This window comes from Sphingomonas bisphenolicum (assembly GCF_024349785.1).
Lineage (GTDB): Bacteria > Pseudomonadota > Alphaproteobacteria > Sphingomonadales > Sphingomonadaceae > Sphingobium > Sphingobium bisphenolicum.
Genome location: NZ_AP018817.1, coordinates 2,526,516 through 2,546,900, shown reverse-complemented (window position 1 = coordinate 2,546,900; position 20,385 = coordinate 2,526,516). Strand labels below are relative to the sequence as shown.

19 protein-coding genes are annotated in these 20,385 nt (G+C 64.4%); 5 read left to right on the top strand and 14 right to left on the bottom strand.

Translation table 11 applies throughout. The features are described 5' to 3' along the window. Positions 1-35: 35 nt before the first annotated feature. The 6 genes from SBA_RS12620 to SBA_RS12595 form a co-directional block, all read right to left on the bottom strand. Positions 36-1,235, bottom strand: a complete 1,200-nt coding sequence (locus tag SBA_RS12620) for a type III PLP-dependent enzyme (RefSeq protein WP_261934695.1) — start codon at positions 1,233-1,235, stop codon at positions 36-38. Between the two features lie 147 nt (positions 1,236-1,382). Further along, positions 1,383-2,555: a carboxynorspermidine decarboxylase gene (locus SBA_RS12615; protein WP_261934694.1), complete on the bottom strand. Its 1,173-nt coding sequence runs from the start codon at positions 2,553-2,555 to the stop codon at positions 1,383-1,385. A gap of 113 nt (positions 2,556-2,668) precedes the next feature. After that, the gene (locus SBA_RS12610; protein WP_261934693.1) at positions 2,669-3,874 is read right to left on the bottom strand and encodes a saccharopine dehydrogenase family protein; all 1,206 of its coding nucleotides are present in this window, start codon (positions 3,872-3,874) and stop codon (positions 2,669-2,671) included. Between the two features lie 84 nt (positions 3,875-3,958). Then, positions 3,959-4,306: a GFA family protein gene (locus SBA_RS12605; RefSeq protein ID WP_261934692.1), complete on the bottom strand. Its 348-nt coding sequence runs from the start codon at positions 4,304-4,306 to the stop codon at positions 3,959-3,961. Positions 4,307-4,334: 28 nt separating this feature from the next. Continuing rightward, complete coding sequence (locus tag SBA_RS12600; RefSeq protein ID WP_261934691.1) at positions 4,335-5,933, bottom strand: cisplatin damage response ATP-dependent DNA ligase; 1,599 nt, start codon at positions 5,931-5,933, stop codon at positions 4,335-4,337. Between the two features lie 94 nt (positions 5,934-6,027). Next, positions 6,028-7,020, bottom strand: coding sequence for a ligase-associated DNA damage response exonuclease (locus SBA_RS12595; protein WP_261934690.1), 993 nt, complete (start codon positions 7,018-7,020; stop codon positions 6,028-6,030). A gap of 144 nt (positions 7,021-7,164) precedes the next feature. On the opposite strand from SBA_RS12595, the gene SBA_RS12590 reads away from it, so the two are divergent. Next, positions 7,165-8,415, top strand: a complete 1,251-nt coding sequence (locus SBA_RS12590) for a DUF3419 family protein (protein WP_261934689.1) — start codon at positions 7,165-7,167, stop codon at positions 8,413-8,415. Further along, complete coding sequence (locus tag SBA_RS12585) at positions 8,412-9,056, top strand: class I SAM-dependent methyltransferase (RefSeq protein ID WP_261934688.1); 645 nt, start codon at positions 8,412-8,414, stop codon at positions 9,054-9,056. Before SBA_RS12590 ends, SBA_RS12585 begins: the two co-directional genes overlap by 4 nt. A gap of 21 nt (positions 9,057-9,077) precedes the next feature. Here the strand turns inward: SBA_RS12585 and hemA are convergent, their stop codons facing one another. The 3 genes from hemA to SBA_RS12570 all read right to left on the bottom strand — a co-directional run bounded on the left by hemA (position 9,078) and on the right by SBA_RS12570 (position 11,781). Next, a complete protein-coding gene (hemA, locus tag SBA_RS12580) occupies positions 9,078-10,304 on the bottom strand; it encodes a 5-aminolevulinate synthase (RefSeq protein WP_261934687.1) in 1,227 nt (408 codons plus the stop codon). A 184-nt stretch (positions 10,305-10,488) separates the two neighbouring features. Next, the gene (gene murI, locus SBA_RS12575; RefSeq protein ID WP_261934686.1) at positions 10,489-11,292 is read right to left on the bottom strand and encodes a glutamate racemase; all 804 of its coding nucleotides are present in this window, start codon (positions 11,290-11,292) and stop codon (positions 10,489-10,491) included. 42 nt (positions 11,293-11,334) lie between these two features. Beyond that, positions 11,335-11,781: a hypothetical protein gene (locus SBA_RS12570; protein ID WP_261934685.1), complete on the bottom strand. Its 447-nt coding sequence runs from the start codon at positions 11,779-11,781 to the stop codon at positions 11,335-11,337. A gap of 218 nt (positions 11,782-11,999) precedes the next feature. Between SBA_RS12570 and plsY the strand changes: the two genes are divergently transcribed. Then, entirely contained in the window at positions 12,000-12,608 is a 609-nt protein-coding gene (gene plsY, locus SBA_RS12565) for a glycerol-3-phosphate 1-O-acyltransferase PlsY (protein ID WP_261934684.1), read from the top strand. After that, complete coding sequence (dprA, locus tag SBA_RS12560) at positions 12,608-13,690, top strand: DNA-processing protein DprA (RefSeq protein WP_261934683.1); 1,083 nt, start codon at positions 12,608-12,610, stop codon at positions 13,688-13,690. Before plsY ends, dprA begins: the two co-directional genes overlap by 1 nt. A gap of 47 nt (positions 13,691-13,737) precedes the next feature. On the opposite strand, the gene SBA_RS12555 is transcribed toward dprA, so the two are convergent. Next, positions 13,738-14,193, bottom strand: a complete 456-nt coding sequence (locus SBA_RS12555) for a PA2169 family four-helix-bundle protein (RefSeq protein ID WP_261934682.1) — start codon at positions 14,191-14,193, stop codon at positions 13,738-13,740. Between the two features lie 278 nt (positions 14,194-14,471). Here SBA_RS12555 and topA point away from each other — a divergent pair, with 278 nt between their 5' ends. Next, a complete protein-coding gene (gene topA / locus SBA_RS12550; RefSeq protein WP_261934681.1) occupies positions 14,472-17,063 on the top strand; it encodes a type I DNA topoisomerase in 2,592 nt (863 codons plus the stop codon). A gap of 2 nt (positions 17,064-17,065) precedes the next feature. Here topA and SBA_RS12545 read toward each other — a convergent pair whose 3' ends face one another. The 4 genes from SBA_RS12545 to lepB all read right to left on the bottom strand — a co-directional run bounded on the left by SBA_RS12545 (position 17,066) and on the right by lepB (position 20,315). Further along, positions 17,066-17,782: a GGDEF domain-containing protein gene (locus SBA_RS12545; protein ID WP_261934680.1), complete on the bottom strand. Its 717-nt coding sequence runs from the start codon at positions 17,780-17,782 to the stop codon at positions 17,066-17,068. Between the two features lie 56 nt (positions 17,783-17,838). Continuing rightward, the gene (era, locus tag SBA_RS12540) at positions 17,839-18,747 is read right to left on the bottom strand and encodes a GTPase Era (protein WP_224549553.1); all 909 of its coding nucleotides are present in this window, start codon (positions 18,745-18,747) and stop codon (positions 17,839-17,841) included. 63 nt (positions 18,748-18,810) lie between these two features. Continuing rightward, the gene (gene rnc, locus SBA_RS12535; protein WP_224549554.1) at positions 18,811-19,494 is read right to left on the bottom strand and encodes a ribonuclease III; all 684 of its coding nucleotides are present in this window, start codon (positions 19,492-19,494) and stop codon (positions 18,811-18,813) included. Next, positions 19,491-20,315 carry a signal peptidase I gene (gene lepB, locus SBA_RS12530; protein WP_261934679.1) on the bottom strand — a complete coding sequence of 275 codons (825 nt, stop codon included), beginning with the start codon at positions 20,313-20,315 and terminating at the stop codon, positions 19,491-19,493. The genes rnc and lepB overlap by 4 nt, the downstream gene beginning before the upstream one ends. Positions 20,316-20,385 lie beyond the last annotated feature (70 nt).

The window sequence follows — 20,385 nt, the reverse complement described above, 5'->3', positions numbered from 1 at the left end:
GGAACAGACATCCTCTCCGGGGAACCGGAGTCGGTTTAGCCCAGCTTGATGACGTTTGCGCGACGGCGGACCGGCACGACTTCGGTGTAGAGGCTGGCCATCGGCTCGTCCTCCACCTCGATCGTGGCTTCCGACGTGAAGCCGTTGAACCCGGTCCGCATCGCCGCGCCATAGGCGCCGAGCATCCCGATTTCGATATAGTCGCCCACAGTCACGTCCGCCGGCAGCATGAACGGGCCGACCATATGGTCCATGTCGTCGCAGGTCGGGCCGTAGAAGGAGAAGGCGGTCAGTTCCTCCTCGCTCTCCTCTTCCCGCAGCAGCGCGACGGGGAAGCGCCAGCCGATATGCGCGGCATCGAACAGCGCGCCATAGGCGCCGTCGGTGATGTAGAGTTCGGTGCCGCGACGGCGTTCGACGCGCACGATGATCGAGCTATATTCCGCCGACAGCGCGCGGCCGGGTTCGCACCACAGTTCCGACGAATAGCTGACCGGCAGGCTTTCGAAGCCGCGATGGATCGCTTCGAAATAATTTTCGAGCGCGACCGGCTCCATGCCCGGATAGATGGACGGGAAGCCGCCGCCGACATCGATGATGTCGACCGTGACGGCTGCGTCCACGATCGCGGCGCGGACACGTTCGATCGCATCGCTATAGGCCTGCGGGCTCATCGCCTGGCTTCCGACATGGAAGCAGATGCCCAGCGCATCGGCCGCCTGACGCGTGGCCATCAGCAATTCGCGGGTTTCGCCCAGTTCCGCGCCGAACTTGGAGGCGAGGGAAAGTTCGGAATGTTCTGACGACACGCGCAGGCGCACGCACAGCTCCAGATCGGTCGCATCGTCGCAGGCGCGCATGATCTTGTCCAACTCGTCGATCGTGTCGAGCGAGAAGGTGCGCACGCCGTAGCGATGATAGGCTTCCGCGATCGCTTCTTCGGCCTTGACCGGGTGCATGAAGCAGAGTTTGACACCCTCTTCGCCCGCCAGCGTTTCGGCGACCAGCCGCACTTCCGCGATCGACGCCACGTCAAAATGCGTGACACCGTTGGCGAACAGCGTGCGGATCAGATCGGGTGACGGGTTCGCCTTGACCGCATAGAGCGAGCGACCCGGAAACTTCTCGACGAAGAATCGGGCGGCCCGAGCAGCGGCTTCGGGGCGAATCAGCGTTACCGGTGCTGCCGGTTTGAGGGTGGTCGCTACCCCCAGCGCGCTAGGATGCTTGTGCAATTCAAGGGACCTCCAGTGTAGTTCAGGGCGAAAAGCTGCCTTGCGGTGGAAGTCCCATGGGGCAGCGGACGGTCGATATATGCGGAGGGGTCCCCCCTGTAAAGCGCATGTGAAAATTTTGTTGCGCAGGAGGCTACGAAACGTGCGTTACGAGAGACGGGTCTTGAAATCGCTATAGGAAAAGGCGCGGATTTCCTTGAGTTCATCGGTTTCCGAGTGCCACAGCCAGATGGCTGGCAAGGGCACGCCGTTGAAGGTGTTGGTCTTCACCATCGAATAATGGGCCTGATCGAGGAAGGCGATGCGCGCGCCCGGCTCCGCGCCGCCGGGGACTCGATAGTCGCCGATGATGTCGCCAGCCAGGCAGGATGGGCCGCCGAGTCGGGTGACCGCGCCTTCGTCCGGCTCATGCAGCATGGCGGGGCGATAGGGCGCCTCGATCACGTCGGGCATATGGCAGGTGGCGCTGATGTCGGTGATGGCGACGGGCATCCCGTTGTCGATCACGTCGAGGATTTCGCCGATCAATATGCCCGCGTCCAGCGCCATAGCCTCGCCTGGCTCGATATAGAGGGTGAGGCCGGTCTGCGCTTTCACCTGTTGTAAGAAGGCGATGAGGTCGTCGATCTGGTAATCGGCGCGGGTGACATGGTGACCACCGCCGAAGTTCAGCCATTTGAGGCCGCCGACATGGGGCATGACATAGGGTTCGATCGCGGCCCAGGTGCGGGCCAGCGGCTCAAAATCCTGTTCGCAGAGATTGTGGACGTGCAGGCCGTCTACCCCCTCCAGATGCTCCGGCCGTAACTGGTTTACCGGGAAACCGAGGCGGCTGTGCGGCTGCGACGGGTCATATTTGGGCACTTCCCCTTCCGGGTGGAGAGGGTTGAGGCGCAGGCCGATGTCGAAGATGCGGCCGTCCGCGCGGGCGGCGTCGATCACGGGCTTGAGCCGCGCGATCTGGCCCGGGCTGTTGAAGATGACATGGTCGGAAATTTTGAGGATTTCGGCCAGATCGTCTGGCTTGTAGGCGGCGCAGTAGGTGGCGACCTCACCCTTATACTCCTCCCGACCGAGGCGGGCTTCGTAGATGCCCGATGCGCAGACGCCGTCGAGATATTCGCCCAGCACGCCCCCAAGCGACCACATGGAGAAGGCCTTGAGCGCGCCCAAGACCTTGATGCCGGCACGATCGCCTATGTCGCGCAGGACGGCAAGGTTCCGCCGCACCGCGGCCTCATCCACCACGAAGGCGGGCGAGGGGACGCGGTAGAGGTCGAAGCGGGCGAAGGCGGCGGGATCGCCGGCGCGGGTTTCCATGGGGTAATACTCCATCCTGCCGCGCCGTCACCCCGGCGAAAGCTGGGGTCTCACTTCTTTGTGGCGCCACAGAAGAAAAGAGAGATCCCAGCCTGCGCTGGGATGACACAGTTTTAGAAGGCCAGTGGCGCGTCCAGTTCCTTCACCTGCCAGGGCAGGCCATGCTTGTTCAGCATGTCCATGAAGGGATCGGGATCGAACTGTTCGATGTTGAACACGCCTTCCCCTTTCCACGCGCCGGTCAGCATCATCGCCGCGCCGATCATCGCGGGGACGCCGGTGGTGTAGCTGACCGCCTGATTGCCGGTTTCGGCATAGGCGTCCTCATGGTCGCACACCTGATAGACATAGACGGTCTTGGCTTCGCCATCCTTTTCGCCCGTCGCGATGTCGCCGATATTGGTCTTGCCTTTGGTGGTCGACCCCAGGCTCGACGGTTCGGGCAGCACGGCTTTGAGGAACTGGAGCGGGATGATTTCCTGGCCATTGTAGATGACCGGATCGATCCGGGTCATGCCGACATTCTGGAGCACTTCGAGATGCTTCAAATAGGCGTCGCCGAAGGTCATCCAGAAGCGGATACGTTTGATTTCCGGATAGAATTTGGCGAGGCTTTCCAGTTCCTCATGATACATGAGGTACATGTTTTTTTCGCCGACCTGATCGAAATCGAAGGCTTGCTTGTGGCTGAGCGCCGGGCCTTCGACCCATTCGCCATGGGCCCAGTGGCGCGACGGGGCGGTCACTTCGCGGATGTTGATTTCCGGGTTGAAGTTGGTGGCGAAATGCTGGCCATGGTCGCCGCCGTTGCAATCGAGAATGTCGAGCGTGTCGATCCGGTCGAGCAGATGCTTCTTGATGTAGGACGCGAAGACGCTGGTGACGCCGGGATCGAAGCCGGAACCCAGCAGCGCCATGATGCCCGCCTCCTTGAAACGCTCCTGATAGGCCCATTGCCAGCTATATTCGAACTTGGCGGTGTCGCGCGGTTCGTAATTGGCGGTGTCCAGATAGTCGGTCTTCGTGGCCAGGCAGGCGTCCATGATCGCCAGATCCTGATAGGGCAGGGCCAGGTTCACGACCAGCTTGGGCTGCACCTTCTGGATGAGGGCGATGGTTTCCTCGACATTATCGGCATCGACCTGCGCCACGTCGATGGTCACGCCGGTGCGCGCCAGAACCGATTCGGCGACTTTCTCGCAACTGACGAGACGGCGGCTGGCGAGCGTGATATGGCTGAAAATATCGCTGTTCATCGCCATCTTGTGGACCGCGACAGACCCGACGCCGCCTGCGCCGATGACCAGAACCTTGCTCAATTCAACTGCTCCATCACTATGGTCGCGCCCGACGCGCGAAAGCGCCCATATAGGGACGTCACGTGACAGCGCAAAGTCAGACTGTCAGAAGCTGGCGCCGTCGACCTTGTTGATCGTCAATGCGTCGATATCGACCGCCGGCACGCAGCGCAGGTTGATCGCGCGCATCGGGCCGTTGGGCGATTTGCCGAGCGCGAACGCTTCCGTGCCGCAGGTCTTGCAGAATTGATGCGTGATCGCGTGCTTGTAGAAGAGATAGTCGTTCAGTTCGTCCGCGCCGCTATCGAGCGTGAACTGATCCGCCGGCACGAAGGTCAGGACGAAGCCCTTGCGGCTGCAATGGGAACAGTTGCAGGTCATAGCTTCGCTGGGCGCGTCCGCCGCGACGCTGAAGGTCACGGCGCCGCAATGGCAGCTTCCGGTATAGGGCATATCCGTTCTCCTTTTGATCCATCCTGCGCTAACTCACCAACTTCTTCAACCCCTCCACCGTGTCGGCTTCCTGCGCGGGCTTATCCTTGCGGATGCGGGCGATGCGGGGGAAGCGCATGGCGAGGCCGGATTTATGGCGCTTGCTGTCATGGATCGAGTCGAACGCGACTTCCAGCACCAGCGTCTTTTCGACCTCCCGCACCGGGCCGAAACGGGCGACCGTATTCTGGCGGACGAAACGGTCGAGCCATTTCAACTCTTCGTCGGTGAAGCCGCTATAGGCCTTGCCCACCGGCAGCAATTCGCCATCCGGAGTCCAGCAGCCGAACGTATAGTCCGAATAGAAGGAGGAGCGTTTGCCATGGCCGCGCTGGGCGTACATCATCACGCAGTCGGCGGTCAGGGGATCGCGCTTCCATTTATACCAGAGCGCGGCCTTGCGCCCGGCGACATAGGGACTGTCGCGGCGCTTGAGCATGACGCCCTCGATCGCGGCGTCGCGGGCGCCCGCGCGGATATCGGCCAGCGCTTGGAAATCGGTGGCATCGATGACGGCGGACAGATCGAAGCGGTTCGGGTCGAGGCCGGGCATGAAGGCTTCCAGCCGCGCTCGGCGGTCGGTCCACGGCAAAGCGCGCAGGTCGGTGTCGCCTTCGATCAGCAGGTCGTAGAGGCGGACGAAGGCGGGGTAATCCTCCATCATCCTGGCGCTGACCGCCTTGCGGCCGAGGCGCTGTTGCAGGGCGTTGAAGCTGGCCGCGGCACCGCCATGTTCGGCGGCGCCCTGGACCTCCCCCTTTACCAAAAGTTCGCCGTCGAGGACGGCGTGGCCCGTGAAGGCGGCGGCGATTTCCGGGAAGCTGCCGGAAATATCGTCGCCAGCGCGGCTGTAGAGACGTGTTTCGCCCCCGGTGCCGACGATCTGGATACGGATGCCGTCCCATTTCCATTCGGCGGCATAGTCGGTGAGGTCGACGCTGTCGGCCTCCAGCGGATGGGCGAGCATGAAGGGACGGAAATAGGGCGTGCCTTCCGGGTCCGGGCGGCCGGTGCGGCCCTCCGCCCAGTCGAACAGGGCCGTATAGGGCGGGGCGAGGGCGTGCCACACCTGTTCGACATCGTCGACGTCGAGGTCGAAGCTTTGGGCGAAGCCGGTTTTGGCGAGGCGGGCGGAGATACCGACGCGCAGGCCGCCGGTCGCGAGCTTGAGCAGCGCAAAGCGGCCCGAGGAGTCGAGATGATCCATCATCTGCGCCAGGGTGTCGGGCGCGGCGGCGCGGCTGACACCATGGAGGCGATCAATCACGGCGGACAGGCTGAGCGAGCCGTCGTCCAGTTCGGCGGGCTGGTCGTCCCGTTTGGGCCAGAGCAGGGCGACGGTTTCGGCAAGGTCGCCGACATAGTCGCGGCTCATTTCATAGAGGACGGGGTCGGTACGGGCGCGGATCATCTCGCCGATGGCGGAGGATTTGACGGCCTTGAGATCGAGATTGCCCGTCAGCGCGGCGAGCGCCCAGCCGCGATCGGGATCGGGCGCGTCGCGCATATAGGCGGCGATCAGGTCCAGCTTGCCGTTGCGGGAACGGGTGTAGACGAGACCGTCGAGGAGTTGGGAGAATTGCCTCATTATTCTGCCCCCGTTCGGTTCGAGCCCGTCGAGAACCGTTGTGTGAGGGGTGTCGACAGGCTCGAACCGAACGGATGTGGGGTGTGCGATCGCATCACCCCTCATCCTCATCTTCGCGGCCGACCAGCGCCAGGGCGCGGGCGCGAATCTGGTGGGTCATGCACCAGTGCAGAAGGGCTTCTTCGCGGCCATGGGTGATCCAGGTTTCGCTCGGCGCGACTTCGTGTATCGTATCCGTCAGTTCGTCCCAGTCGGCATGGTCTGAAATGACCAGCGGCAGTTCGACATTCTTCTGCCGCGCCCGCTGGCGCACCCGCATCCAGCCCGACGCCATGGCGGTGATCGGATCGGGCAAACGGCGGCTCCAGCGATCGTTGAGCGCGGACGGCGGCGACAGGATGATGTGGCCGCGCATCTCCTTGGCCGCGACGCCGGTCGCGGGGCGCAGTTCGCCCATGGCGACGCCGAACTCTTCGTAGAGGGCGCACATCCGTTCCATCGCGCCATGGATGTAGATCGGATCATGATGGCCGCGCGCGCGCAGTTCGCAGATGACCCGCTGCGCCTTGCCCAGCGCATAGGCACCGACCAGCACGCAGCGATCGGGGTTGGCGTGGAGCGCGGCGAGCAGCCGGTCCATCTCGCTGCCGGTATCCGGGTGGCGGAAGACGGGCAGACCGAAGGTCGCTTCGGTCACGAAGATGTCGCAGGGCACCGGCTCGAACGGCAGGCAGGTCGGATCGGGGCGACGCTTGTAATCGCCAGTCACCACCACCCGCTCGCCGCCATGCTCCAGCACGATCTGGGCCGATCCCAGCACATGACCGGCGGGGACGTAGCAAAGGGTGACGCCGCCCATGCGCACCTCCTCGCCATAGCCGACCGCGGTACCGCTGGCGGTGCCATAGCGCAGAGCCATGATCGCCAGCGTCTCCCGCGTGGCCCAGACATGGCCGTGGCCGCCACGCGCATGATCGGCATGGCCGTGGGTGACCAGCGCGCGCTCCTGCGGTAGCGACGGATCGATCCAGGCATCGGCAGGACGGACATAGATGCCGGTCGGGTGAGGTTCGATCCAGTGGGCCATATCTGCACAAGATGGGAGAGGGCGCCCCGGTTCCGCAAGGCGATTTCCCGGAAGGCCGTCATCATGGCGTAACGCGCCCGTCATGCCCGCGACATGCCATTGCCCTATCCGCGCCGGAACGACCCGGCAGCGAGGAGTGCAGCCATGGCAGCGACAGCGGATCAGACTGGTCATCAGAAAAAGACTGGCCATCGGAAAATCACCAGCGCGGTGCATCGCCACCGGCATCTGTCGAAGCAGGGGCTGCTGGAGCGCGCCTTCACCTTCGCTTTTCGTGGTCTGGTCTATGCCCAGATATGGGAAGACCCGGCGGTGGACATGGAGGCGCTGGCGATCACGCCCGATAGCCATGTCGTGACGATCGCGTCGGGCGGCTGCAATGTGCTGAGCTATCTGACCGCCGATCCGGCGAAGATCACGGCGGTCGATCTCAACACCGCGCATATCGCGCTCAACCGGCTGAAGCTGATGGCGGCGCAGCGCCTGCCCGACCATGCGGCCTTCCACCGCTTTTTCGCTCAGGCGGACAATAAGGCCAATATCGCCGCCTATCGCGACGTCGTGGCGCCGCAACTGGACGAGGCGACCCGGCGTTACTGGGAAGGGCGCGACCTGATCGGGCGGCGGCGGATCGGCGGTTTCGCGCGCGGTATCTACAAACATGGCCTGCTCGGCCGCTTCATCGGCGCGGCGCATCTGCTGGCGAGGCTGCATGGCGTCAATCCCAAGCGGATGCTGGATGCCCAGAGCCGCGAAGAGCAGCGCGAAATCTTCGAGCGGGAACTGGCGCCGATCTTCGACAAGGGCTTCGTGCGCTGGTTGACCAGCCAGCCGGCGTCGCTCTTTGGCCTCGGCATCCCGCCCGCCCAGTTCGAGGCGCTGGCCGGCGACGACCGGATGGACAGCGTGCTGAAGACGCGGCTGAAGAAACTGGCCTGCGACTTCGACCTGAAGGACAATTATTTCGCGGTGCAGGCTTTTGGCCGGGGGTATGCCGGTGGCGAAGGGCCGTTGCCGCCTTATCTGCAGGCGACCAACCATGAAGCGGTGCGGGCGCGGGCGAGCCGTGTGGATGTGCGGCATATCAACTTTACCGATTTTCTCGCCAGCCAGCCGGCAGCTTCGTGCGATCGCTATATCCTGCTCGACGCGCAGGACTGGATGGACGACGAGCAACTGAACGCGCTTTGGGATCAGATCACACGGACCGCGAAACCCGGCGCGCGCGTGCTGTTCCGCACGGCGGGGGAACCCAGCATATTGCCGGGGCGGGTCGCTGAGGATGTGCTGGATCGCTGGGATTATCGGGCGGACGAGTCGCTCGACTATACCGCGCGCGACCGGTCGGCCATCTATGGCGGCGTTCATCTCTATGTGCTGAAGGATGCGCGGTGAGCGATCACAAGGGGCTGATGGACGGGGTCTATCGCTACCAGCGGCACATCTACGACCTGACACGCAAATATTATCTGCTGGGGCGCGATGGCCTGATCGCCGACCTTGCTCCACCGCCGGGCGGGACCGTGCTGGAGATTGGCTGCGGCACCGGACGCAACCTGATCGCAGTGGGCAAGGCCTGGCCGGGCACGCGGCTTTATGGCGTCGACATCAGCGAGGCGATGCTGGAGACGGCACGGGCGGGCGTGGCGAAGGCCGGGTTGGCGGATCGGGTGACGCTGGCGCAGGGGGACGCCTGTGGGTTCGATGCGGAGGCACTGTTCGGGCGGGCCGGCTTCGATCGCGTGTTCATCAGCTACACGCTGTCGATGATCCCGGACTGGGAAGAGGCGCTGACGCAGGCGATGCGCTGCGTGGCGCCCGGCGGCAAGCTGGAGATTGTGGATTTCGGGCAGCAGGACGAATTGCCGACGCTGTGGAAACGCGCCCTATTTGGCTGGCTGGCGCAATTCCATGTGTCGCCGCGGGCCGATCTGGCACCGGCGGTCCAGCGGACGGCGCTAGCTGTGGGCGGCTTGCCTAATTGCCGATCGCTCTATCGCGGATATGCGTTGCGCGCCGGCATGATGCGCCCCTGACCGAATCCTGGTCGCCTGGATTCAGGCCGCCCGACGCTCGGTCTTTTCCAGTTCCAGACGGTCCCAGATTTCGGCGAGCGCCGACACCAGATCGCGCATCATCGCTTCGTCATGGGCCGGGCCGGGGGTGAAGCGCAGGCGTTCGGTGCCGCGCGGGACGGTGGGATAGTTGATCGGCTGCACATAGGCGCCATATTCGGCGAGCAATATGTCGCTGATCCGCTTGGCCTTGACCGGGTCGCCGACCATCAGCGGCACGATATGCGTGACCGAGGGCATGACGGGCAAGCCCGCCTCCGCCATCAGGCGCTTGAGCAGAGCGGCGGATGCCTGCTGGCCTTCGCGCTCCTCGCTCGACGCCTTCAGGTGGCGCACGCTGGCCAGCACGCCTGCAACCAATACGGGCGAGAGCGAGGTGGTGAAGATGAAGCCGGGCGCGTAGCTGCGGATCACATCGACGATCATCTGGTCCGCCGCAATATAGCCGCCCATGACGCCGAACGCCTTGCCCAGCGTGCCTTCGATGATGGTGAGGCGGTCGGCGACCTCGTCACGCTCCGAAATGCCGCCACCGCGCGCGCCATACATGCCCACGGCATGGACCTCGTCCAGATAGGTGAGCGCATTATACTCGTCGGCCAGGTCGCAGATCGCCGCGATCGGCGCCACGTCGCCGTCCATCGAATAGACGCTTTCGAAGGCGATCAGCTTGGGCGCTTCGGGGTCTTCGGCGGCCAGCAGCTCACGCAGATGATCGACGTCATTATGACGGAAGACCCGCTTTTCGCAGCCCGAATTGCGGATGCCCGCGATCATCGAGGCGTGGTTCAGTTCGTCGGAGAAGATGATGCAGCCGGGCAGAAGCTTGGCAAGGGTGGAGAGCGTCGCTTCGTTCGAGACATAGCCCGAAGTGAAGAGCAGCGCCGCTTCCTTGCCGTGCAGGTCGGCCAGTTCGCCTTCCAGATCGATATGATAATGGGTGTTGCCGCCGATATTGCGGGTGCCGCCGGAACCGGCGCCGACATCGTGCAGCGCCTCTTCCATCGCGGCGACGACCTTGGGATGCTGGCCCATGGCGAGATAGTCGTTGGAACACCAGACGGTGATCGGCTTGGGGCCGTTATGGCCGTGGAAGCAGCGGGCGTTGGGGTAAGACCCACGATTGCGCAGGATATCGATGAACACACGATAGCGACCTTCTTCGTGGAGACGGTCGATCGCCTGCGAAAAGATATGTTTGTAGTTCACTACGCTTCTTCCCGTTTGCCCGCGCGCCGTTGCGTGTCGCTGCGCATCCTCTTCCCACGCTGCCGCGTTTAACCGCGCGACCCCGTCATTACCAGCGATAACCGCTCGCAATGTAAGCAGATAGGTGTCTCAATATAGCGATCACAGTGATCGGCCATTGGACAAATGGCCTACCCCCTCCGGATCAAAGGGCGTTCAGCCGTTCGAGGCCATAACCGGCCAGAGCCGGGCGCAATGCGTCGACCTTTGCATCGACCCGCGTGAACACCGCAACACCAGGCGTCGCTTTCGTGGGCCATGGCTGGTCCTTGGTCAGAAAAGCGATTCGCCGGGCGATGCCTTCGCCGCCATGGACGAAGCCCATCGGATGCGGGGCGGCGGCGGCGAGTTCCCGTTCCACCAGCGGGAAATGAGTGCAGGCGAGGACCACCATATCCATCCGGTCTCCGCCGGGCTGATCGAGCAGGCCTGCCAATGCGTCCCGCGCGACTTGAGGATCGAGCGTTTCGCCGCGCAGCTTGGCTTCGGCCAGTTGCACCAGCGCCGCCGAGCCATGACGCAACATGATGCAGTCCGCGCCATGTTCGGCCGCGAGGCGGTCGACATAGGGCTGGCGCACGGTGGCGTCGGTGCCGAGCACGCCGAAGACGCGGCTTTTGGAGAGAAGGGCGGCGGGCTTGATCGCCGGGACGGTGCCGACGACCGGAATGTCCAGCGCGGCGCGGACATGCTGGAGCGCGATCGTGGAGGCGGTGTTGCAGGCGATGACAGCGAGGCGCGGGCGGTAACGTTCGACGAGGCGCCCGAGCAGGGCGGGCACGCGCGCGGCGATTTCCGCCTCGCTCTTGGTCCCATAGGGGAAACCGGCGCTGTCGGCGGCGTAAACGATCGGCGCGGTCGGTATCGCCGCGCGCGCCGGGGCGAGGATGGACAGGCCCCCTACGCCGGAATCGAAGAAGAGTATGGGAGCGTCAGGGGCGACCGTCATGGCCGCTGTGTCGCGGCAGGAGGCGGAGGTGTCAACGGGGGTTCAGTTCGCCGAGGCGGGCATGTCGTCCAGCAATTGGCGCAACGCGGCGATCCACGCGCCATAATGCGCCTTGTCCGCCGCGTCGGTGGAGACGCGCAGCAGGTCCAGGTCGCCGCGCAGTTGCTCGATCCGCTTGACCGCCAGGTCATGTTTCACGCCGTCGATCTTCGTCTTGAGCTGGTCGACTTCCTCAAATGCCTTGGTCTGTTGCCAGTCCGGCTGCTGTTTTACCAGCAGATCGACGGCATCGAGCAATTTGCCGATCTGCCGGCCATAGCTTTCCTGCGCCAGGATCGCCTGTTCGGTCTGGGGCGCGCTGCTATTGCTTTCGTTGATCGTCACATTGCCGAACGACCAGCCCGAATTGATCGATTGCCATAATTTCTGCGGGGCCAGCGCCATGCTGGTCCAGGAGCGGGTGAAAGCGTCGAGCGGCGTGTCGGTCATGGGCGGCTCCGGCAGGTCTTGCGTTACGGTAAGGCCATGACGGCGCAAATCAAGCCTTTGGGCATTGCCCCGCGCGCCTGTCACGCTATGGTCGCGGGCAACATTTAGAGCATGGGAGCTGATTGCATCGGCGCTCATGCTCCGGTCTTTTGATTTAATGCGTTTTCCGAGTCAGCAGATGTTCCACCTGCTTTGAAAACGCTTTATCGGCGAATTTCATGACACCTCCCTGGCTTCTTCCCGCATTCGTCCTGCTCCTGGGCTATCTGCTCGGTTCGATCCCCTTTGGCCTGCTGCTGACGCGCTTCACCGGCGCGGGTGACCTGCGGCAGATCGGATCGGGCAATATCGGCGCGACCAATGTGCTGCGCACCGGGCGCAAGGGGCTGGCGGCGGCGACCTTGCTGCTTGATCTGCTCAAGGGCGCGGCGGCGGTGCTGGTCGGCGCGGCGCTGGTCGATGGCGGCGGGCCGATGGCGGGGGCGATGGCCTTTATCGGCCATTGCTATCCGGTCTGGCTGCGCTTCGCCGGGGGCAAGGGCGTCGCGACGATGATGGGCGTGGTGACGGCGATATTCTGGCCGGCCGGGTGCATTTTCGCGGCGGTATGGCTGGCGGCGCTGTTCGGGACGAAATGGTCTTCGGTCGGCGGCATGGCGGCGGCGATCAGCGCGCCGGTCGCCATGTGGGCGTTCGGACGGATCGACCTGGTGCCGGTTGCGCTCGCGCTGGCGCTGATCGTGCTGTGGCGGCACCGCGCCAATATCGCGCGGCTGGCCAAGGGCGAGGAACCCAAGATCGGCGGATCCAAGGGTACTTCCGCCTGATGCGTGAGCGGGAGCGGTTCGACCGGCTGCGGCTCATCCGCTCTCCCCGGATCGGGCCGGTCAGCTATCGGCAACTGCTCGCCCGCTTCGGGACGGCCGGGGAAGCGTTGCGCGCCATTCCCGATCTGGCGGCGCGTGGAGGCGGGCGCGCGAGCGTGGCCGATGCGGGGGCGGTGGAGAAGGAGATTGCGCAGAGCCGGGCGCTGGGCGCGCGCTATCTGCTGATGGGCGATCCCGACTATCCCGTCCTGCTCGACCAGTTCGAGGGTGCGCCGCCTGCGCTGATCCTGCGTGGGGATACGGCGCTGGCGAGCGGGCAATGCATCGCCATGGTCGGCGCGCGCAATGCGTCTGCCGCCGCCTGCCGTTTCGCGCGCACGCTGGCGCAGGATCTGGGACAGCGCGGCGCGGTGGTGGTGTCCGGGCTGGCGCGGGGGATCGATACGGAGGCGCATCGCGGATCGATCGGCAGCGGCACGATCGGCGTCATCGCCAGCGGTATCGATATCGCCTTTCCGCCCGAGAACCGGGACTTGCAGGAACAGGTCGCGACCGAAGGGCTGCTGATCACCGAACATCCGCCCGGCGTCCAGCCGCTGGCGCGCCATTTCCCGGCACGTAACCGGATCATCGCGGGGCTGGCGCTAGGGACGGTGGTGGTGGAAGCGGCGCCCAGGTCGGGGTCGTTGATCACCGCCCGGCTGGCCGGAGAGGCGGGGCGCGAGGTGATGGCAGTGCCGGGATCGCCGCTCGATCCGCGCGCGCAGGGATGCAATCAACTCATTCGCGAGGGCGCGATCCTGATCCAGAACGCCGCCGATGTGCTGGAAGCGGTAGGCAGCATCGACCCGCGCATGGTGCGGCAGGGGAGTTTCGACTTCATCGGCGAACCTGTGTCGATTGATGTCGCGGCGCAGGAGCGGGCGATGGTAATCGCGCTGCTGGGACCGGTGGCGGTGCCGATCGATGAATTGATCCGGCAGTCGGGCCTGTCGCCTGCGGTGGTGCAGACGGTGCTGCTCGAACTGGAACTGGCGGGCATGTTGGAGCGGCACGCGGGCGGCCGGGTGAGCCTGCAGTGAGGCATGGCGGCGAAGGCGTTGTCGCCCCCGCCGCCCGTGCGCCGCGATTAATGCTGCATGCTGTGCTTTATGTCCCGCATCTCGTCATGGCCCTGTTTCACCGACACATAGCTTTGCTCGATCACGGCGCGCACCGCAGGGGAAAGATCGCTATCTGCGATCGCATCTTCATATTTGGCCTTGATATGATCCTCGCCGGCTTCGACCTCGTTGATGATCGCCTTGTCATTCTTGCCGGTCAGGGTCGCCTTCAGGTTGAGGAACAGGCGGTGTGCGCCGGCCAGGATCGTGCCGTCATCTTCCGGGTTGCCGCCAAGGGTGCGCACTTCCTGCTGGAGACGGGTGACGATCTGGCGGCGTTCTGCGGCGCGGCTGGTAAAGAGCGCGGTGAAGCGACCATGATCGCTGTCCTTCGCCGCTTCGGTATAGCCATCCGCACTGTCGAGCGTGGTGGCGATCAGGCCGTTGAGCGTGGAAATGTCATGGCTGTTGGAATCGGACATCGTCATTCCTGTCTAGATAAGGGATTTCGCCGGTCTGGGCGTTCCTGCGATAGGGCTAGAACCCTGGGCAGCAGTAAAAGTCGCATGGGTCGCGACCGCCTTGATGTGCATCAGTGGGATAGTTGGGTCTGGGCCGTTGAGCGGTGCCGCGACCACGACGGACCGACAAGATACTGGCGTTGGCGCGCCTTCTCCCTTACGCACAGCCCGCTTGACGCCCACCGTCATCGGCTTCCACACTCGCGCGTATACGTGAGAGACTAATTTCCGGGGTCATAATGCAGCTTGTCATCGTAGAATCGCCGGCCAAGGCGAAGACCATCGAGAAATATCTGGGCGGCGATTTCCATGTCCTCGCCAGCTATGGCCATATCCGCGACTTGCCCGCCAAGGACGGGTCGGTGGACCCGGACGACGGCTTTGCCATGTCGTGGGAAAATTATGGCGACAAGGGCAAGCAGCTCAAGGCGATCGCCGACGCGTCCAAGAAGGCGACGCGCCTCATCCTGGCGACTGACCCTGATCGCGAAGGGGAAGCGATCAGCTGGCATGTGCAGGAGGTGCTGCGCGCCAAGAAGGCGCTGCCGAGCCAAGTGGACCGGGTGACGTTCAACGCGATCACCAAGGCGGCAGTGCTGGACGCGATGGCCAAGCCGCGCGCTTTGGACGAGGATCTGATCGACGCTTACCGCGCGCGCCGGGCGCTCGATTATCTGGTCGGCTTTACGCTGTCGCCGGTGTTGTGGCGCAAGCTGCCCGGCGCGAAGTCGGCGGGGCGCGTGCAGTCGGTCGCGCTGCGGCTGGTGGTGGAGCGCGAGCGGGAGATCGAAAGCTTCACGCCCCAAGAATATTGGTCGGTCGCGGCCGAGATGGAACAGGGCGGGCAGGGCTTTACCGCGCGCCTCGTGCGCTGGAAGGGCGAGAAGATCGACCGCCTGACCATCGGCAAGGAAGGCGACGCCATGGCCGCCAAGGCCGATGTGGAGGCCGGGCGCTTCACCGTCGACAAGGTGGAGACGAAGCCGCTCACCCGCAATCCGCCTGCGCCGTTCACGACATCGACCTTGCAGCAGGAAGCCGCGCGCAAGCTGGGCTTTTCGGCCAGCCATACGATGCGGATCGCGCAGCAGCTCTACGAAGATGGCGCGATCACCTATATGCGTACCGACGGCGTGCAGATGGACGGCAGCGCCATTTCCGCCGCGCGCAAGGCGATCGCGGAGCGCTATGACGGGGGCTATCTGCCCGAAAAGCCGCGCCAGTATCAGACCAAGGCGAAGAATGCGCAGGAAGCGCATGAAGCCATTCGTCCGACCGAGTTCGGCCGCGACAAGGCGGGGTCGGGCGATCATGCGCGCCTTTACGACCTGATCTTCAAGCGTGCGCTGGCGAGCCAGATGGCGTCGGCGCGGCTGGAGCGGACCACCATCGACATGGTGGACGGCAGCGGCAGCCATACGCTGCGCGCGACGGGGCAGGTGGTGATCTTCCCAGGCTTCCTGGCGCTCTATGAAGAAGGCCGCGACGACAGCGACGATGATGATTCAAAGCTGCTGCCGCGCATGAGCGAGGGCGATGCCCCTGCCAAGAAGAAAGTCACGGCAGAACAGCATTTCACCCAGCCGCCGCCGCGCTATTCCGAAGCGTCGCTGGTGAAGCGTCTGGAGGAACTGGGGATCGGGCGGCCGTCCACCTATGCGTCCACGTTGCAGGTGCTCAAGGACCGCGACTATGTACGGATCGAGAAGAACCGCTTCTTCGCCGAGGAGAGCGGGCGGCTGGTGACGGCGTTCCTGGAGCGCTTCTTCGAACGCTATGTGTCCTATGACTTCACGGCGGGACTGGAAGACGAGCTGGACGATATTTCCGGCGGCCGCGCCCAGTGGCAGGAAGTGCTGGAAGCCTTCTGGAAGGACTTCAAGCCCAAGACCGCCGAGGTGATGGAGCAGAAACCGTCGGACATCACGGCGGCGCTCGACAAGTTTCTGGAACCGATGCTGTTCCCTCCGCGCGCGGACGGCAGCAATCCGCGCGCCTGCCCGCTGTGCGCCGATGGGCAGTTGTCGCTGCGGGGCGGTCGGTTCGGGGCGTTCATCGCCTGCTCCAATTACCCGGAGTGCAAATATACGCGCAAATTCGGGCAGCCGGGCGGCAAGGATGGTGAGGATACGGGGCCGGAGGTTCTGGGCCAGCATCCCGAGACCGGGCAGGACATCGTCAAGAAGTCCGGTCGCTTTGGTCCCTATATCGAGATGGGCGAGGGCAAGGAGGCCAAGCGCGGGTCGATCCCCAAGGATCTGCCCGATGGCGAACTGACGCTGGACTGGGGCCTCAAGCTGCTGAGCCTGCCGCGCGAGGTGGGTCTGCATCCCGAAACCGGTTTGCCGATCGTGGCGAATATCGGGCGGTTCGGTCCCTATCTGTTGCATGACGGCAAATATGGGCGGCTGTCATCGACCTCGGAGATTTTCGAGGTCGGGATGAACAGCGCCGTCGTGAAGCTGGCCGAGGCGGCGACCCGCGGCGGGCGGTCGAGCGGCGGGCGGGAGCCGCTGAAGGTGCTGGGCGCGCATCCGCGCACGGAGCTGGAGATCAAGCTGATGGAGGGCCGCTACGGCGCCTATGTCACCGACGGTACGACCAATGCGACCCTGCCCAAGACGGTGGACAAGGACCAGTTGACGCTGGAAGAAGCGGCGCAGTTGATCGACGCGCGCGCGGCTGCGGCACCGGCCAAGAAGGGCAAGAAGAAGGCGGCGCCCAAGAAGGCGGCGGCCAAGAAACCTGTGGTCAAGAAGGACGGCGACAGCGCGAAGAAGCCGGCCGCCAAGAAGGCCCCCGCAAAGAAGAAGGTGGCTGCGGCGGAATAAGGTCAGGCGGCGCGCCGCACCTGGTTGCGGCCGCCGGTCTTGGCGGCATACATGGCGAGGTCAGCCCGGTGCAGGCTGGCCTCGATCGGCAAGACGGGGTCGCCGGCGCTGAGGCCGATGCTGGCGGTCACGCGCACGACGCGGCCGGATAGCGCCCGGACCCGCAAGGCCTGGATCGACGCGCGGACATGTTCGGCGCGTCGCGTTGCCAGGTCGGCGTCGCAATCGGTCAGGCAGACGGCAAATTCCTCGCCACCCAGGCGGCCGCTCAGATCGGCCGGACCCAGCGCCTGCGCGATGGCCGATCCCACCGCGTGCAGGACGGCGTCGCCGGTCTGATGACCATGATCGTCGTTGAAGCGTTTGAAATGATCAATGTCGATCAGCAGATACCAGTTGCCCGGCTGCGCATGGATCCGTTCGGCGCGGTTGAAAAAGGCGCTGCGGCTGAGCAGGCCGGTCAGGCCGTCGACATCGGCCAGTTGCGCCAGTTCCGTCACCCGCAGTTCCAGTTCGTGGCGGAGCCGGCGGTTTTCCTCCCCCTGGCGGACGAGCAGCACGCACACCGGGGTGGAAATGCTGCCCGAACAGAAAATGCCTACGCTGTAATAGCGTAGCGGGATCGACATGCCGGGTATCATCGACACGATCGCCATGATGATGATCGTCCCTAGAACGGAGACGCCTACGGCGAAGGCGATTTTCTGTTTCGGTCCCATGAAACGGGGACCTAACGGCATAAGGTAAAGGATGAATTTACCCTATTGGCAATTCATCATTCCACCCAGTCGAGGCCGATGTCGCGATAGATGCCGCGATCATCTTCCCAGTCTTCCTTGACCTTGACATGCAGGTAGAGGTGGACCTTGACGCCGAGCAGGGTGGCGAGTTCCGCGCGCGCCTTCGATCCGATTTCCTTGAGGCGCTGCCCGCCCTTGCCCAGCACGATGGCGCGCTGGGTGGGACGGCCGACCAGTATCTGCTGGTGGATTTCGACCGATCCGTCGTCCCGCTCCTTATATTGTTCGGTATCGACCGCAGCGGCGTAGGGCAGTTCGGCGTGAAGCTGGTGGTAGAGCTGCTCGCGCGTGATTTCCGCGGCCAGCATCCGGTCGGTGGCGTCCGACACCTGGTCTTCGGGGAAATGCCATGGCCCTTCCGGCATCGCCTTGGCGAAGGCAGCCTTGAGTTCGGGCAGGCCATCGCCGGTCGCGGCGGACACGAAGTAGATTTCGTCAAAGCCAAGCTGGTCGTTCAGCTTTTGCGTGTGGACCAGCAGCCTTTCCTTGGTGGCGATGTCCACCTTGTTGAGGATCAGCCACTTGCGTTCGGTGCGGTGTTTCAGGGATTCGATGATCGGCTCCAGCTTGGGGCCAAGGCCCGCCTTGCCGTCCACGATCATCGCGATGAGGTCCGCGCCCTGCGCGCCGCCCCAGGCGGCCTGCACCATCGCGCGGTCCAGACGCCGCTTGGGCGCGAAGATGCCGGGCGTATCGACCAGCACGATCTGCGCGTCGCCCTCGATCGCGACACCCATGACGCGGGTGCGCGTTGTCTGCGCCTTGGGGCTGGTGATCGCCACCTTCTGCCCTACCAGCGCGTTGACCAGCGTGGACTTGCCCGCATTCGGCGCGCCGACCACGGCGATAACGCCGCAGCGCTGGGTTTCTGATTCAACCGTCAATTTTATTCCATTCTGTTCCAGATGCTCCCGCCTGCGGGTGAGCATGGTGTAGCACAATCGGGGTCAACCCGTCAGCTTCTCCAGCAGCGCCTTGGCCGCCGCCGTTTCGGCTTCCTGCTTGGAGGCGCCGGTGGCAGAGGCTTCGCCCGCGCCCTTGATGGCGACGGTGACGGTGAAGCGCAGCGCATGGTGCGGGCCGGAACGGTCGGTCAGGACATATTCGGGAGGCTTGCGCTTGTTGGCCGCGGCCCATTCCTGAAGATAGGATTTGGGGTGGCGCGGGGCGCTGGTCTGGGTGTCGACCCGATTGCCCCACAGACGGCGGACAAGTGCGCGCGCTTCTTCCAGTCCGCCTTCCAGATAGAGGGCGCCGATCAGCGCCTCCATCACGTCGCCCAGCACATTGTCGCTGTCGGCCGCGCCATCGTCGCGCGCCTGCTTGCCCAGCACCAGATGAATGGGAACGCCGGCCGTGCGGGCCACTTCGGCGCAGGTTTCGCCCGACACCAGCGCGTTGAAGCGACGGGAGAGCTTGCCTTCCGGTTCGTCGGTGAAGCGTTCGAACAGCCATTCGGCGATCAGCAGGCCCAGGATACGGTCGCCCAGAAATTCCAGCCGCTCATAATTGACCGCCTTGGCGCTCCCATGGGTCAGCGCCTGATCGAACCGCGCCGGATTTATCGGGACGCGGCCGATCAGGTCCTTCAACCAGCCCGCAGTGTCCGGCCCATGCGTAGTCGGCTTCAAAAGCCTTCCCCGATACGGCTCCAGCGCGCGGCGGTGAACCAGGTCCAGGGCAGCAGCCAGTTGGCGCTGCCGTCGGTCGAAAAGACCGAAATCATCGCCTTGCCCACCAGATTTTCTTCGGGGACGAGGCCGATGCCGCCGCCTTCGACCGCGGGGAAGCGGCTGTCGGCGCTGCGATCGCGATTGTCGCCCATCATGAAGAGATGGCCCTGCGGCACCAGCACCGTGTCCCGATCGTCCGCTGCGCCATCGGGCAGCAGGTCGAGGACGTTGTAGCTCTTGCCGCCGGGCAGGGTTTCGCGGAACTGGGGGTAGCGGCATTGTTTGCCGCCGCCGGCCGCGGCTTCCTCGAAATCGGGACGATAGCAGGGGGAAGCGGCGCCTTCGCGCGCGGCGGCGTCCTCCATGTTCGGCGTTACCGGGATGACGAGGTCAGCGACCTTCTGCTTGGGGATCGCCTGACCGTTCAGATAGACGGTCCCGCCGCGCACGCCGATCATGTCGCCGGGCAGGCCGATCACGCGCTTGATATAGTCGTTCTTCTGGTTCGGCGGCGCCTTGAACACCACCACGTCGCCGCGCTGGGGCGTGGACGCCAGGATGCGGCCGGGGATCAGGGGAATCGAGAAAGGCAACGAATAGCGCGAATAGCCATAGGGCCATTTGGCGACCAGCAGATAGTCGCCGATCAGCAGCCGCGGCTGCATCGATTCCGACGGGATGTTGAACGGCGATATGATGAAGCTGCGCAGGATGAAGACAAACAGCCCGAGCTTGGCGAGAAACCAGAGAAAGTCCCGCGTTTCCGATTTGGCAGTCATGGAGTGTCGTCTGATCCCTTGGAAAGGCCCACAAAGCGGCCGTGGCGGCTTTTGGGGCCTGTGACGGAGC